A 14,556-nucleotide genomic window follows, 5' to 3' on the forward strand; every position below is an offset into this window, starting at 1 on the left:
CGGGAGCGAGGGATACGCACAGTCACGAGTGCGTCACATTGTCGGTGGGGTGCGGCAGGATGGGACGGATGAGCGAGGAGAGCCTTCCGGAGTACGCAGAGCGGGTCCTCGAGGTCGCCGAGCTGATTCCGCCGGGGCGCGTGATGACGTACGGCGATGTCGCCGAGTGGCTTCAGGAGGGCGGGCCCCGCCAGGTCGGCCGGGTGATGGCGCTCTACGGAGGAGCTGTTCCGTGGTGGCGGGTCATCCGCGCGGACGGCGTCCTGCTGCCCGGTCACGAACTGCGGGCACTCGACCACTACCGCGCGGAGGGCACACCGCTGAAGGAGGCGAGCAGGGCGGCCGAGGGCCACCTGCCTCGGGTCGACATGAAGCGGGCGCGGTGGGACGGCGGCGAACACGCGGAACCTCACACCTGACAGCTTCCGCCATCGGACCCACCCAGGGGCAACCTGTGGCCCGTACGGGGGAAACATGGCACGTCCGTGGCATGCCGTACGTTCGTGGGATGAGGGACGCACGAGACATGAGCGCACTGACGGGACGGATGCGCCAATCGGAAGCCCTGCTTCCGTACCATCCGTCGGCGTAGCGTCGGCGGCGCGCGTCCCCCTCACCACGCGGCCAACGTCCTGAACGCGCCGCAGATCGCAAACCAGCACACCCACCAGGACCGGCGAACCACGTGAGCTCCTCTTCCTCCACCAGGCGCCTGTCGCACTCCCAGGTGCGACAGGGGAGCCGTGGCGCTTACCGACTGGTCCGTACCCCGCCGGCGCGAGTGGTTCCCCCTCATCTGGACGCGGCCCAGCGCTCGGTGGTTGACCACGGCAGGGGTCCACTGCTCGTCCTCGCCGGTCCGGGCACCGGCAAGACGACCACGCTCGTGGAGTCCGTGGCGGCCAGGATCGCCCGGGGCGTGGACCCCGAGCGGGTCCTCGTCCTGACGTTCAGCCGCAAGGCGGCCGTCGAGCTGCGCGACCGCATGGCACTGCGCATAGGGGCGGCGCGGGCCCCGCAGGCGACCACCCTCCACTCGTTCTGCTACGCCCTGGTCCGCGCCCACCAGGACAGCGACCTGTTCGTGGAGCCCCTACGGCTGCTGTCGGGCCCCGAGCAGGACGTCGCCGTCCGGGAGCTGCTCGCCGGCCAGCCCGATCTGGAGCGGCTCGGCCTCGCCCATGTGCGCTGGCCGGACGAACTGCGCGCCTGTCTGACCACGCGCGGTTTCGCCGACGAGGTCCGGGCGGTCCTCGCCCGCAGCCGCGAACTGGGCCTGGGCCCCGATGCCCTCGATGCCTTCGCCCGCCGTATCGGACGCCCCGACTGGCGGGCGGCGGCCACCTTCCTCGCCGAGTACCTCGACGTTCTCGACCTGCAGGGCGTACTCGACTACGCGGAACTCGTCCACCGCGCGGTGCTCCTGGCACGTCGCCCCGAGGCCGCCGCCCAGCTGGCCGACCGGTACGACGCCGTGTTCGTCGACGAGTACCAGGACACCGATCCGGCTCAGGTACGGCTGCTGGACGCACTGGCGGGCGGCGGTCGCACCCTTGTCGCCTTCGGTGACCCCGACCAGTCGATCTACGCGTTCCGGGGCGCCGACGTGAACGGCATCCTGGAGTTCCCGGACGCCTTCCCGCGCGCGGACGGCCGCCCGGCGCCCGTGGAGGTCCTGCGCACCTCCCGTCGCTCCGGCGCCGACCTGCTGGGCGCCACCCGGCTGCTGACCCAGCGGATGCCGCTGACTCGGCTGCCCGCCGACAAGGTCCGCGCCCACCGGGCGCTCACTCCGGTCCGCGACGGCGGTCGCGTCGAGGTCTACACGTACCCGACGCCCGGCACCGAGCTGGACAACATCGCCGACATCCTCCGCCGGGCACATCTGGAGGACGGCGTCCCCTGGAGCGACATGGCCGTCCTGGTGCGCGCCGGGTCCCGCACCATCCCGACGGTCCGCCGCGCACTGACAGCGGCCGGCGTCCCTCTGGACATAGACGGCGACGACCTGCCCCTCCGGCACGAACCTGCGGTGGCACCACTGCTGACGGCACTTCGGGCGGTGGCGACGGCGGAGGCGGCCGAGGGGGGCGTACGGGATGAGGGGGCAGGCGAGGCCGGCGCCTCTGAAGAGGCCGGCGCCTCTGAAGAGGCCGGCGCCTCCGGAGAGGCCGGCGCCTCCGGAGAAGCTGAGTCGGACACCTCCTGGCTCGATACCGAAACCGCCCTCACCCTGCTGGCCTCCCCGCTCGCCGGCATGGACGCGGCCGACCTGCGCCGTCTGGGCCGGGCGTTGCGCGAGGAGGAGCGGACCGGCGGCAACCCGCTGCCGCCGCCGTCGGACGACCTCCTCGCGCGGGCGCTGGCCGAGCCGGAGCGGCTGGTCGCGCACGATCCGGCGTACGCGCGGGGCGCTCAGCGTCTCGGCGCGCTGCTGCGCAAGGCACGTGAGCGCCTGGCCGGCGGTGGTACGGCCGAGGAGGCGCTGTGGGAGCTGTGGGACGGCACTCCGTGGCCCGCACGGCTGGAGCGGGCCGCCCGGCGCGGAGGCGCGGCCGGGCGCAACGCGGACCGCGACCTGGACGCCGTATGCGCCCTGTTCGCCACCGCGGCCCGCGCCGAGGAACGCACCGGCGGGCGTGGCGCCCTCAACTTCCTGGAGGAGATCGAGGCAGAGGACATCGCCGCCGACACACTCACGAGGCGTGCCGTACGACCGGACGCGGTGCGCCTGATGACCGCGCACCGCTCGAAGGGACTGGAGTGGCGCCTGGTCGTCGTCGCGGGCGTCCAGGAGGGCCTGTGGCCGGACCTGCGCCGCCGCGGCTCCCTCCTGGAGGCCGACCGCATCGGCCGCGACGGACTGGCCGAACCGCTCGCGCCGGGCGCCCTGCTCGCAGAGGAGCGCCGCCTGTTCTACGTGGCCGCCACGCGCGCGCGTGAACGCCTCGTCGTGACGGCGGTGAAGGCGCCCGCGGACGACGGCGACCAGCCGTCCCGCTTCCTGACCGAACTGGGCGTCGAACCCAGGGACGTGACGGGCCGCCCGCGCCGCCCGCTGTCCGTGGCGGCGCTCGTGGCCGAACTGCGCGCCACGACGGTCGACCCGCGTGTCTCCGACACCCTCAGGGAGGCTGCCGCCCGCAGGCTGGCCCGGCTCGCCGCGCTAGCCGACGAGGACGGCCGCCCCCTGGTGCCGTCCGCGCATCCCTACCGCTGGTGGGGCCTGTTCGAGCCGACCGAGTCCAAGGTGCCGCTGCGCAACCGCGACCAGCCCGTCGTCCTCTCCGGCAGCGCCCTCGACCAGCTCGCCAACACCTGTGCCCTGCAGTGGTTCCTGGGCCGCGAGGTGAAGGCGGACGCGCCCGCGACCGTCGCCCAGGGCTTCGGCAATGTGGTGCACGTCCTCGCCGACGAGGTCGCCTCCGGGCACACCCCGGCCGACCTCGCCGTCCTCATGGAGCGACTGGACTCGGTGTGGAACGCGCTCGCCTTCGACGCGCCCTGGAAGTCGGCGCAGGAGAAGGAGCACGCGCGCGTGGCGCTCGAACGGTTCCTGAAGTGGCACGTCATGGACCGGGCGGGACGTACTCCGGTCGCCAGTGAGCACGACTTCGACGTCACCCTCGAAGCGGGCGACTACGAGGTGCGCATCCGCGGCCAGATGGACCGTGTCGAGGCGGACAGCGAGGGCCGCGCCTATGTCGTCGACTTCAAGACCGGCAAGCAGGCGCCCACGGCTGCCGAAGTCGCCCACCATCCTCAACTCGCCGTCTACCAACTCGCGGTCCGCGAGGGCGCCATCGACGACACCTTCGACGGGCGCCGCCCCGAGCCGGGCGGCGCCGAACTCGTCCAGCTGCGCCAGGGCGCCGCCCAGCGGGACGGCGGCGAGAACCTGCCCAAGGTCCAGGCGCAACAGCCCCTGGAGGGCGAGTGGGTCGGCGACCTGCTGGCCACCGCCGCGGGCAAGGTCCTGGACGAGCGGTTCACGCCGACATCCGGCCAGCACTGCGCGCACTGCGCGTTCCGGGCGTCGTGCAGCGCGCGCCCCGAGGGACGCCACGTGGTGGAGTGATATACCGCACCACCTGTGCTGACCTGCGCTTCCTCCACCCCGGTGGCCGATTCGGCATCCACTGTCAGTGACCGCCGCTAGCCTCTCTGAGGTGCCCGCTCGTATCACCGACCCCGAACAGCTCAAGGAGCTCCTCGGCATCCCGTTCACCCCGGAGCAGACGGCCTGCATCACCGCGCCGCCCGCCCCGCAGGTGATCGTGGCCGGAGCCGGTTCGGGCAAGACGACGGTGATGGCGGCCCGCGTGGTGTGGCTGGTCGGCACCGGCCAGGTCGCCCCCGAACAGGTCCTCGGCCTCACCTTCACCGACAAGGCGGCCGGCGAACTCGCCGAGCGCGTCCGCAAGGCACTGATCAGGGCGGGCGTCACCGACCCCGATGTCATCGACCCGGACAACCCTCCGGGCGAGCCGGTGATCTCGACGTACCACGCCTTCGCGGGCCGCCTGCTGACCGACCACGGCCTGCGCATCGGCCTCGAACCGACCTCCCGCCTGCTGGCCGACGCCACCCGCTACCAACTCGCCGCGCGTGTCCTGCGCGAGGCCCCGGGGCCCTACCCGGCGCTGACCCGCTCCTTCCCCGACCTGGTCGGCGACCTCCTCACCCTCGACGCCGAACTCGCCGAGCACCTCGTACGGCCCGAGGACCTGCGCGCATACGACGCCGAGCTGCTGGGGGCCCTGCAAGGCGTCAAGCTCACCAACGCCGACCTGCGCAAGGTCCCCGAGGCCGCCGCCGCGCGCCGCGAACTCGCCGAGCTGGTGCTCCGCTACCGGGCCGCCAAGCGCGAGCGCGACCTGCTCGACTTCGGCGACCAGATCGCCCTGTCGGCCGGCCTCGCCGGGCTTCCCGAAGTGGGCCGCATCCTGCGCGACGAGTTCCGCGTGGTGCTGCTCGACGAGTACCAGGACACGTCGGTGGCCCAACGCGTCCTCCTGGCCGGTCTGTTCGGCAGCGGCACGGGCCACCCGGTGACCGCCGTCGGCGATCCCTGCCAGGCGATCTACGGCTGGCGCGGCGCCTCCGTCGCCAACCTCGACGACTTCCCCGAGCACTTCGCCCACGCCGACGGCCGGCCCGCCACCCGCCAGGCACTCAGCGAGAACCGCCGCAGCGGCGGCCGCCTCCTCGACCTCGCCAACGGCCTCGCCGAGCCCCTGCGCGCCATGCACGCCGGCGTGGAGGCCCTCCGCCCGGCCCCCGGCGCCGAACACGACGGCCTGGTCCGCTGCGCCCTGCTGCGCACCCACGCCGAGGAGATCGACTGGATCGCCGACTCCGTCGCCCATCTCGTACGGACCGGAAAGGCGCCCGGCGAGATCGCCGTCCTGTGCCGCACGGCGACCGACTTCGCCGAGATCCAGGGCGCGCTCGTCGCCCGCGACATCCCGGTCGAGGTCGTCGGCCTGTCCGGGCTGCTGCACCTGCCCGAGATCGCCGACCTGGTCGCCGTGTGCGAAGTCCTTCAGGACCCCGGTGCCAACGCCTCGCTGGTCCGGCTGCTGACCGGCCCGCGCTGGCGGATCGGCCCGCGCGACCTCGCTCTTCTGGGCCGGCGCGCCCGGCTTCTCGTGTCGCACGCGCGCGTGGAGGCCGACGACGATCCGGACCGCCGGCTCGCCGAGGCGGTCGAGGGCGTCGACCCGTCCGAGGTGATCTCGCTCGCGGACGCCCTCGACACGTTCCTGGAGATGCCGATCGAGGCGCAAGGGGAGGACGACGGGCTGCCGTTCTCGCCGGACGCGCGCGTGCGGTTCGCCCGGCTCGCCGCCGAACTGCGCGACCTGCGCCGCTCCCTGTCCGACCCGCTGATGGACGTCCTCCACCGCGTCCTCGCCGTCACCGGTCTGGAAGTGGAACTGTCGGCATCCCCGCACGCCCTGGCCGCCCGCCGCCGCGAGACCCTGTCCAACTTCCTGGACATCGCCGCCTCGTTCGCCGCGGGCGACGGCGAGGCCACCCTGCTGGCCTTCCTCGGCTTCCTGCGCACCGCCGCGCAGTACGAGAAGGGCCTCGACAACGCCCTCCCCGGCGGCGAGAACACCGTCAAGGTGCTCACCGCGCACAAGTCCAAGGGCCTGGAGTGGGACGTCGTGGCCGTTCCCGGCCTGGTCACCGGCACCTTCCCCAGCACCCAGGGCCGCGAGAAGTGGACCGCGCAGAGCAAGGTGCTCCCGCACGACCTGCGCGGCGACGCCGACACCCTGCCGGACGTCGACGCCTGGGACTCCCGAGGCCTCAAGGCCTTCCAGGAGGCCATGAAGGAGCACCAGCACACCGAGGAACTCCGCCTCGGCTACGTCACGTTCACCCGCCCCCGCTCCCTCCTCCTCGGCTCCGGCCACTGGTGGGGGCCCTCGCAGAAGAAGCCCCGCGGCCCGTCCGACTTCCTCCAGGCGCTGTACGACCACTGCGCTGCCGGACACGGCGAGATCGAGGCCTGGGCGGACGAACCCGCCGAGGACGAGGAGAACCCGGCCCTGCACCGGGCGACCGCCGACCAGGTCTGGCCCCTGCCCCTCGACGACACCGCCCTCGCCCGCCGCCGCGCCGCAGCCGAGACGGTCCTGGCGCACCTGGAAGACCTCGCCTCCCACACCGACGGCCACCCGGCGGCCACGCACGACCCGGACACGTACGACGACCCGGACTGGCCGCCACCGGAGGACGACGAGGTCCTGTACGACGAATACAACGAAAACGAAGAGGACACCCCCTTCGAGGAGGACCCGGGTGACTGGGAATCGTGGACCCCGGACCGTCCGGCCGTCCCGCACCAGGCGGCACCTCCGGACATCACCGAGCACTCAGCCGACACGGACCTCCCGCGCTCTCACTCCCGCCTTGCCCCGGAGGAAGCCCGCACCATCGCCTCCTGGGACCGCGATCTCGACGCCCTCACCGGCGAACTCCTGCGCGCCCGGCAGGGAAGCACGGACGTACCCCTGCCGACGACCCTGACCGCATCGCAGCTGATGCGCCTGGCCGCCGACCCGGACGGTTTCGCACAGGAGCTGGCCCGCCCCATGCCCCGCCCGCCGCAGCCCGCCGCACGCCGCGGCACCCGCTTCCATGCCTGGGTCGAAGCCCGCTTCGAAGAGCTGACGCTGCCCATGCTGGACCCGGAGGAGCTGCCCGGCAGCGAGGCCGAGATCGCCGACGAACGCGATCTGGAGGCCCTCAAGGACGCCTTCGAGCGCACCCCGTACGCGCACCGCACGCCCTACCGAGTGGAGGCCCCCTTCCAGCTCGCCATCGCCGGCCGGATGATCCGGGGCCGTATCGACGCCGTCTACCGGGAGAGCGACGGCGACAGGACGTCGTACGAGATCGTCGACTGGAAGACCAGCCGTGCCCGCACCGCCGACCCCCTCCAGCTCGCCCTGTACCGGCTGGCCTGGGCCGAGCAGCAGGGCGTGCCCCTGGAGTCGGTCAACGCCGCGTTCGTGTATGTGCGCGGTGGTGAGGTCGTACGGCCGCAAGACCTCCCGGACCGGGCCGCGCTGGAGCGGCTGCTGACGGAGGAGCCGTCGTGTGACGAACCGCCCAATCAGGATGTCGGTGCGGGCCGATAGGCTCGTGACCATGAGCCAGTCCGTTGACAGTGCCGTCAGCGCCGTCCGCACGCACATCGAGCAGCACCGCGTCGCCTTCCTCGACGACCTCGCCGAGTGGCTGCGCATCCCGTCCGTGTCGGCGCAGCCCGACCACGCGGCGGACGTGCGCCGCAGCGCCGACTGGCTCGCCGCCAAGCTCAAGGAGACCGGCTTCCCCGCGACCGAGGTGTGGCAGACACCCGGGGCACCTGCCGTCTTCGCCGAGTGGCCCGCCGACGACCCCGAGGCGCCCACGGTCCTCGTCTACGGCCATCACGACGTCCAGCCCGCCGCCCGCGAAGACGGCTGGGACAGCGACCCCTTCGAGCCGGTCGTCCGCGAAAACCGCCTGTACGCGCGCGGGGCTGCCGACGACAAGGGCCAGGTGTTCTTCCACACACTCGGCGTCCGCGCGCACCTCGCCGCGACGGGCCGCACCTGCCCGGCCGTCAACCTGAAGTTGCTGATCGAGGGCGAGGAGGAGTCCGGATCCCCGCACTTCCGCCCGCTCGTCGAGGAGCAAGCGGGCCGGCTCGCCGCCGACGCCGTGATCGTCTCCGACACCAGCATGTGGGACGAGCACACCCCCACCGTGTGCACGGGCATGCGCGGCCTCGCCGAGTGCGAGATCCGGTTCCACGGCCCCGATCAGGACATCCACTCCGGTGCCTTCGGCGGCGCCGTCCCCAACCCGGCGACCGCCGCCGCCCGCCTGGTCGCCGCGCTGCACGACGAACACGCGCGCGTGACGATCCCCGGCTTCTACGACGGCATCGTCGAACTCACCGACCAGGAGCGCGAACTCTTCACCGCACTGCCCTTCGACGAGGAGCAGTGGCTGCGTACGGCCAAGTCCTACGCCACCCATGGCGAGGCCGGGCACACCACCCTGGAGCGCATTTGGGCCCGGCCCACCGCCGAGGTCAACGGCATCGGCGGCGGCTACCAAGGCCCTGGCAGCAAGACGATCATCCCCTCGTCCGCCATGGTGAAGCTCTCGTTCCGGCTCGTCGCGGGCCAGGACCCCGACCGCATCGAGGAGGCGGTCCGCGCCTGGGCTGCCGACCAGGTGCCCGCCGGAATCCGGCACGAGATCACGTTCTGCCCGGCCACGCGCCCGTGCCTGACGCCGCTGGACCACCCGGCGCTGCAGACTGTGGCCCGCGCCATGAGCCGAGCCTTCGAAAGACCGGTCCTCTTCACGCGGGTGGGCGGCTCGGGACCGGCCGCCGACCTCCAGGAAGTGCTCGGCGCGCCCGTGCTCTTCCTGGGCATCTCGGTCCCGTCCGACGGCCAGCACGCCCCGAACGAGAAGGTCGAGCTGGATCTGCTCCTCAAGGGCGTCGAGACCAGCGCATATCTGTGGGGCGACCTCGCGGACAACTGGCGCCATGCTCCCTGAGCCCTCCGCACCACCCGGAGGTGTGCCCCGCGCGGGGCACACTGGAAAGGCCGCCCCGCACCGCCAAGCCGTCACCACCCGCCGCAGGTCCCGTCGAACCGCTCGCCGAAACAATCCGCTGCACCGGGGGAGTTGGAAGCACCCGTGACCACCTGGACCGACCCAACCGCCGACCGACCCATCTCGCTCACCACCCCCAGCGGCATCGACCGCGCCGCCCACCACCGGCTCGACGAGGCATGGCTCGCGGCGGCGTGGAGCCACCCCACGACCCGCTGCTTCGTGGTCTCCGGCGGTCAGGTCCTCATCGACGAGACGTCCGACGGGCGCACCGAAATCGTCATGACGCCCTCCTTCGAAGCCCCCCTCACCGAGGCACACCGCTATTTCCTCGGCATCGACGAGGACGGCGTCAGCTACTTCGCCCTCCAGAAGGACGCTCTCCCCGGCCGTATCGACCAGTCCGCGCGCGCGGCGGGGCTGCGCGAGGCGGGGCTGCTGCTGTCACCGCGCGACACGGGCCTGATGGTGCACGCGGTCGGTCTGGAGAACTGGCAGCGCACCCACCGCTTCTGCTCCCGCTGCGGCGAGCGCACGGTCATCGCCGCGGCCGGCCACATCCGCCGCTGCCCGGCCTGCGGCGCCGAGCACTACCCGCGTACCGACCCGGCCGTGATCATGGCTGTCACCGATGAAGAGGACCGCATCCTGCTCGGCCGCCAGGTCCACTGGCCCGAGGGCCGCTTCTCCACGCTCGCCGGCTTCGTCGAGCCCGGCGAGTCCATCGAGCAGTCCGTGCGCCGCGAGGTCTTCGAGGAGGCCGGCATCACCGTCGGCCAGGTCGAGTACGTCGCCAGCCAGCCCTGGCCCTTCCCGTCCAGCCTGATGCTCGGCTTCCTGGCCCGCGCCACCACGACCGACATCGAGGTCGACGGCGACGAGATCCACGAGGCCCGCTGGTTCTCCCGCGACGAGCTGCGCGCCGCCTTCGACTCCGGCGAGGTCCTGCCGCCGTACGGCATCTCGATCGCGGCCCGCCTCATCGAGCTCTGGTACGGCAAGCCACTGCCGACGCGCAGCGTGTTCTGACACGCAGGAAGGCGGTCCCGAGCTGTCTCGGGACCGCCTTCGTGCACTGCCCTGGTTACGCGCCGATCTTCTGCTTGACCTGGGCCAGCGAAGGGTTCGTGAGCGTCGAGCCGTCCGGGAACAGCACGGTGGGCACCGTCTGGTTCCCGCCGTTCGCCTTCTCCACGAAGGCGGCCGACTCCGGGTCCTGCTCGATGTTGATCTCGTTGTACGCGATGCCCTCACGGTCCATCTGGCTCTTCAGCCGACGGCAGTAGCCGCACCACGTGGTGCTGTACATCGTCACAGTGCCCGGCATGTCTATCGCGCTCCTCGGCGGTTCGGGGGACGGGTGGTCGCAGGAAGGGAACGTACGCGACCGCGCCGCCATTCCCGCGGGGGGTATCCGTCCGCACGTGACGCCTGCCGCATTAGTGCGACTGCGGGTGCTTGCCTGTGGACAACCGGCTCACCCGTCTCCGGCGACCTGGCAGCATGGCCGTGTGACAGCAGCAACGCACTCCACGCTCTTCCCGCAGGCACCGGGCTCGGCCGACGCGGTGCTCGAAGGGCTCGACCCCGAGCAGCGCGAGGTGGCCACCGCCCTGCAGGGCCCGGTCTGTGTGCTGGCGGGCGCCGGCACGGGCAAGACACGGGCGATCACCCACCGCATCGCCTATGGGGTGCGCGCCGGAATCCTCCAGCCCTCCAGCGTGCTGGCCGTCACCTTCACCAACCGTGCCGCCGGGGAGATGCGCGGCCGGCTGCGCCAGCTCGGCGCCGTCGGCGTCCAGGCCCGCACCTTCCACTCGGCCGCCCTGCGCCAGCTGCAGTACTTCTGGCCGAGGGCGATCGGCGGCTCCATGCCCCGGCTCGTCGACCGCAAGATCCAGCTGGTCGCCGACGCGGCCGCCGCCTGCAGCATCCGCCTCGACCGGGGCGAGCTGCGGGACGTCACCGCCGAGATCGAGTGGTCCAAGGCCACCCAGACCGTCCCCGCCGACTACGCTGCCGCCGCCGCCAAGTCCGGCCGCGAGATCCCCCGTCACCCGGCCGAGATCGCCCAGCTCTACTCCGCCTACGAGGACGTCAAGCGCAGTCGCGCCGTCATCGACTTCGAGGACGTCCTGCTGCTGACCGTCGCCGTCCTCCAGGACCGGCACGACATCGCCGAGCAGGTCCGCGCCCAGTACCAGCACTTCGTGGTCGACGAGTACCAGGACGTCAGCCCGCTCCAGCAGCGCCTGTTGGAGCTGTGGCTCGGTGACCGGGAGAACCTGTGTGTGGTCGGCGACGCCAGCCAGACGATCTATTCGTTCACAGGAGCAACTCCGGACCATCTGCTCGACTTCCGCACCCGCCACCCCGGCGCCACCGTGGTCAAGCTGGTCCGTGACTACCGTTCCACCCCGCAGGTCGTCCACCTTGCCAACGGCCTGCTCGCGCAGGCCCGCGGACGCGCAGCCGATCACCGCCTGGAGCTGATCTCCCAGCGTGCCCCGGGCCCCGAGCCTGGCTACACCCAGTACGACGACGAGCCCGCCGAGGCAGAGGGCGCCGCCCGTCGCATCCGAGAGCTCATCGACGCCGGTGTCCCGGCGAGCGAGATCGCGATCCTGTTCCGCACGAACTCCCAGTCCGAGACCTACGAACAGGCCCTCGCCGACGCCGGGGTCTCCTACCAGCTGCGGGGCGCCGAGCGGTTCTTCGACCGGCCCGAGGTCCGCAAGGCCGGCATCGCCCTGCGGGGCGCGGCCCGTTTCGGCGGCAACGACTCCCTGCTCGACGACGCGGTCGACCTCCCCTCCCAGGTGCGTGCCGTGCTCTCCGGCGAGGGCTGGACGCCGCAGTCCCCGGCCGGGTCCGGTGCCGTCAGAGAGCGGTGGGAGTCCCTGGCCGCCTTGGTGAACCTGGCGGTGGACTTCGCCGCCGCCAGCCCCGGCGCCACCCTCGGCGACCTGGTCGCGGAGCTCGACGAGCGGGCGAACGCCCAGCACGCCCCGACCGTGCAGGGCGTCACCCTCGCCTCCCTGCACTCGGCCAAGGGCCTGGAGTGGGACGTCGTCTTTCTGGTAGGCGTGGCCGATGGCATGATGCCGATCACCTATGCGAAGACGGAGGAGCAGATCGAGGAGGAACGCCGACTCCTCTATGTCGGCGTGACCCGCGCTCGAGAACAGCTCCATGTTTCCTGGGCGTTGTCCCGCTCGCCCGGCGGCCGTCCCAACCGCAAGCCCAGCCCCTTCCTCGACGGGCTGCGCCCCGGTTCGACCACCACCGCCGGCCGCGCAGCGACGGTCGGCGCCGGTGGCGTCGAGCGTGGCTTCACCACCAGCGCCCCGGCCGTCGCGCCGAGACGCAGACAGCGCAGCCCGGCCCGCTGCCGAGTCTGCGGACGCACCCTCACCGACGCCGGCGAGATGAAGCTGATGCGCTGCGAGGACTGCCCCTCCGACATGGACGAGGGCCTCTACGAGCGGTTGCGTCAGTGGCGTGCGGATCAGGCGCAGCGCAGCGGCCAGCCCGCCTTCTGCGTCTTCACCGACAAGACGCTGATGGCCATCGCCGAGGCCGTGCCCGACGACGACGGCGAGCTGGCGCGGATCCCGGGCGTGGGCGTGCGCAAGCTCGACCGCTACGGCGCCGATGTGCTGGCCATCTGCGCAGGCCGGGAGGGGCTGGGAGAGGAAGACGCAGGCTGAAACGAACTCGTCGAAAAAATAGTTTGCGCATGCCCCAGCAATCCCCATAGGTTCTTAGCCACGGGGACGGAGGCCTTCTCGGAGGCCCCGATTCCGTGTTGTACTTGCATTTCCGTCGGACTGGCTCACCCCAGTCCCCCGAGACGCCGAGAGGAGGCGAGTCCTGTGATCAGCATCAACACCAGCTCCGTCAGCACCGTGAAAATGACCGATCGCTCGGTCGTCGCCTCCCTGTGCATGCTCGGCGCCTCCAACCGGGGCACCGGTCTGTCCGGCATTCGTGCCGCGCGTCCGGCGTCCTCCGTGTCTCCTGCGGGCCTTCCCGTCAGCGAGCGCAATGAGCGACCGACCAAGGCACTGGAAGCGGCTGTAGTGGCACAGGCCAACGCCTATGCCTTTGCGGCGACCGGTGCCGGATTCCGGAAGCAGACGACGCAGCACCACCTGATGTGGGCCTTCCGTGGGCCAGAACCCTGGAGTGATCCAGCCTGATTGATCAGGCCGGCGCCTTCAGGGCCGCGGAACCCCATCCGGGATCCGCGGCCCTTCTGTTTGTCCCCGACCAGGGACGGCGGAGCGAAGGGGCCTCGGGACAAGAAAAGAACCCGGTACCAGCCGACCACCGGCCCAACAGGGCCGGACCGACCAGACGAGGAAGACGAACCGTGCAACTCGAAGCGCACGCCCCGTCCGTACCGCCTTCCGACACGATCCCCAAGCCCGGCCTCACGGAGGACTCCACCTTGACCCCGCTCACCGCGCTGGACGACGCCATCGAGAACCTCGGCGTGCCCGTCCCCTGCCGTTCCTACGACCCGGAGGTCTTCTTCGCCGAGTCGCCGGCGGACGTCGAGTACGCCAAGTCCCTCTGCCGCACCTGCCCGCTGATGGAGGCCTGCCTCGCCGGCGCCAAGGAGCGGCGTGAGCCCTGGGGCGTCTGGGGTGGCGAGCTGTTCGTCCAGGGTGTCGTCGTCGCCCGGAAGCGGCCGCGTGGCCGCCCGCGCAAGAACCCGGTCACGGCATGAACACCGCAGGAACGATCGACCGCCCCCTCACGCACGACCCCAAGAAGCAGGCCCCGATGAAGCCGTCCACCAACGAGCCCGCCGGCTCCGCGATCGAAGACGTCACCACCACCGGCGCGATCGACTCGCGTCAGAACAGGACCCGAGAGATGCAACTCATCCCAGAAGCCATGGCTCGTGCGCATATGCGCGAGCGCCTGTACGAGGCCGAGCGGGAACGTCAGGCCGTGCGCCTGGCGGCCGCTCGCCGGATGCAGCGCCGGGCGGAGCGCGCGTCGCTGCGCGCCCGCCGTGCGCTCGCCATGGCCGTCATGCAGTGATCGAGAACACCTGAAGCGGTGGCCTCCCGAACAGGGGGGCGAGAGCTGTCCCGCGGGGGCCGGTCCGTCCGAACGGACCGGCCCCCGCGGTGCGTTGTGCCCGCCGATCCACCGGCCACGGCGATATCGTCACCGGGTGACGAGTCTTCCCGGAGGCAGTGACAACGGCGATGCCGACACGGAGCCGACCTCCCTCGTGTGTGCCCGCTGCGGCACCCGTGCCTCGGGTCCCCAGCCCACCTGGACCTGCTCCGTGGAGAACGGCACCCGCCACTACTTCTGCGACACCTGCTCCCGGGAGAACCTCAGAGCCATCGAGGGTCGGCTGGACTCGGCCTGGTGGTGAGCCCGGCTCACGCCTCG

General features: G+C 71.9%; 11 protein-coding genes. 10 read left to right on the forward strand and 1 reads right to left on the reverse strand.

Features of this window, described 5'->3' with window-relative positions:
• Window positions 1–59 precede the first annotated feature (59 nt).
• From QQY66_RS32240 to nudC, 5 genes are all read left to right on the forward strand, one after another.
• Complete coding sequence (locus tag QQY66_RS32240) at window positions 60–419, forward strand: MGMT family protein (protein WP_301983825.1); 360 nt, start codon at window positions 60–62, stop codon at window positions 417–419.
• Between the two features lie 266 nt (window positions 420–685).
• Window positions 686–4,078, forward strand: a complete 3,393-nt coding sequence (locus tag QQY66_RS32245) for an ATP-dependent DNA helicase (RefSeq protein WP_301983826.1) — start codon at window positions 686–688, stop codon at window positions 4,076–4,078.
• Window positions 4,079–4,169: 91 nt separating this feature from the next.
• Window positions 4,170–7,655: an ATP-dependent DNA helicase gene (locus tag QQY66_RS32250; RefSeq protein ID WP_301983827.1), complete on the forward strand. Its 3,486-nt coding sequence runs from the start codon at window positions 4,170–4,172 to the stop codon at window positions 7,653–7,655.
• Between the two features lie 10 nt (window positions 7,656–7,665).
• Complete coding sequence (locus tag QQY66_RS32255; protein ID WP_301983828.1) at window positions 7,666–9,078, forward strand: dipeptidase; 1,413 nt, start codon at window positions 7,666–7,668, stop codon at window positions 9,076–9,078.
• Window positions 9,079–9,222: 144 nt separating this feature from the next.
• Window positions 9,223–10,167, forward strand: coding sequence for an NAD(+) diphosphatase (nudC, locus tag QQY66_RS32260; protein WP_301983829.1), 945 nt, complete (start codon window positions 9,223–9,225; stop codon window positions 10,165–10,167).
• A 55-nt stretch (window positions 10,168–10,222) separates the two neighbouring features.
• On the opposite strand, the gene QQY66_RS32265 is transcribed toward nudC, so the two are convergent.
• Entirely contained in the window at window positions 10,223–10,465 is a 243-nt protein-coding gene (locus QQY66_RS32265; RefSeq protein WP_009293545.1) for a mycoredoxin, read from the reverse strand.
• Window positions 10,466–10,649: 184 nt separating this feature from the next.
• Here QQY66_RS32265 and QQY66_RS32270 point away from each other — a divergent pair, with 184 nt between their 5' ends.
• The 5 genes from QQY66_RS32270 (at window position 10,650) to QQY66_RS32290 (ending at window position 14,539) form a co-directional block, all read left to right on the forward strand.
• On the forward strand, window positions 10,650–12,848 hold the full coding sequence (locus QQY66_RS32270) for an ATP-dependent DNA helicase UvrD2 (protein ID WP_301983830.1): 2,199 nt from the start codon (window positions 10,650–10,652) through the stop codon (window positions 12,846–12,848).
• 165 nt (window positions 12,849–13,013) lie between these two features.
• Window positions 13,014–13,340 (forward strand): hypothetical protein, encoded by a 327-nt coding sequence (locus tag QQY66_RS32275; protein WP_301983831.1) that lies wholly within the window; start codon window positions 13,014–13,016, stop codon window positions 13,338–13,340.
• A 173-nt stretch (window positions 13,341–13,513) separates the two neighbouring features.
• Entirely contained in the window at window positions 13,514–13,873 is a 360-nt protein-coding gene (locus QQY66_RS32280; RefSeq protein WP_301983832.1) for a WhiB family transcriptional regulator, read from the forward strand.
• Window positions 13,870–14,193, forward strand: a complete 324-nt coding sequence (locus QQY66_RS32285; RefSeq protein WP_301983833.1) for a hypothetical protein — start codon at window positions 13,870–13,872, stop codon at window positions 14,191–14,193. Before QQY66_RS32280 ends, QQY66_RS32285 begins: the two co-directional genes overlap by 4 nt.
• Window positions 14,194–14,329: 136 nt before the next feature.
• Window positions 14,330–14,539: a hypothetical protein gene (locus QQY66_RS32290; RefSeq protein ID WP_301983834.1), complete on the forward strand. Its 210-nt coding sequence runs from the start codon at window positions 14,330–14,332 to the stop codon at window positions 14,537–14,539.
• Window positions 14,540–14,556 lie beyond the last annotated feature (17 nt).

Source organism: Streptomyces sp. DG2A-72 (assembly GCF_030499575.1).
Taxonomy (GTDB): Bacteria; Actinomycetota; Actinomycetes; order Streptomycetales; family Streptomycetaceae; genus Streptomyces.

Bases quoted from the DNA above. Each gene is read 5' to 3' on its own strand.
- QQY66_RS32285 (WP_301983833.1), top strand. From the start codon at position 13,870: ATGAACACCGCAGGAACGATCGACCGCCCCCTCACGCACGACCCCAAG.
- QQY66_RS32265 (WP_009293545.1), bottom strand. From the start codon at position 10,465: ATGCCGGGCACTGTGACGATGTACAGCACCACGTGGTGCGGCTACTGC.
- QQY66_RS32255 (WP_301983828.1), top strand. From the start codon at position 7,666: ATGAGCCAGTCCGTTGACAGTGCCGTCAGCGCCGTCCGCACGCACATC.
- QQY66_RS32240 (WP_301983825.1), top strand. From the start codon at position 60: ATGGGACGGATGAGCGAGGAGAGCCTTCCGGAGTACGCAGAGCGGGTC.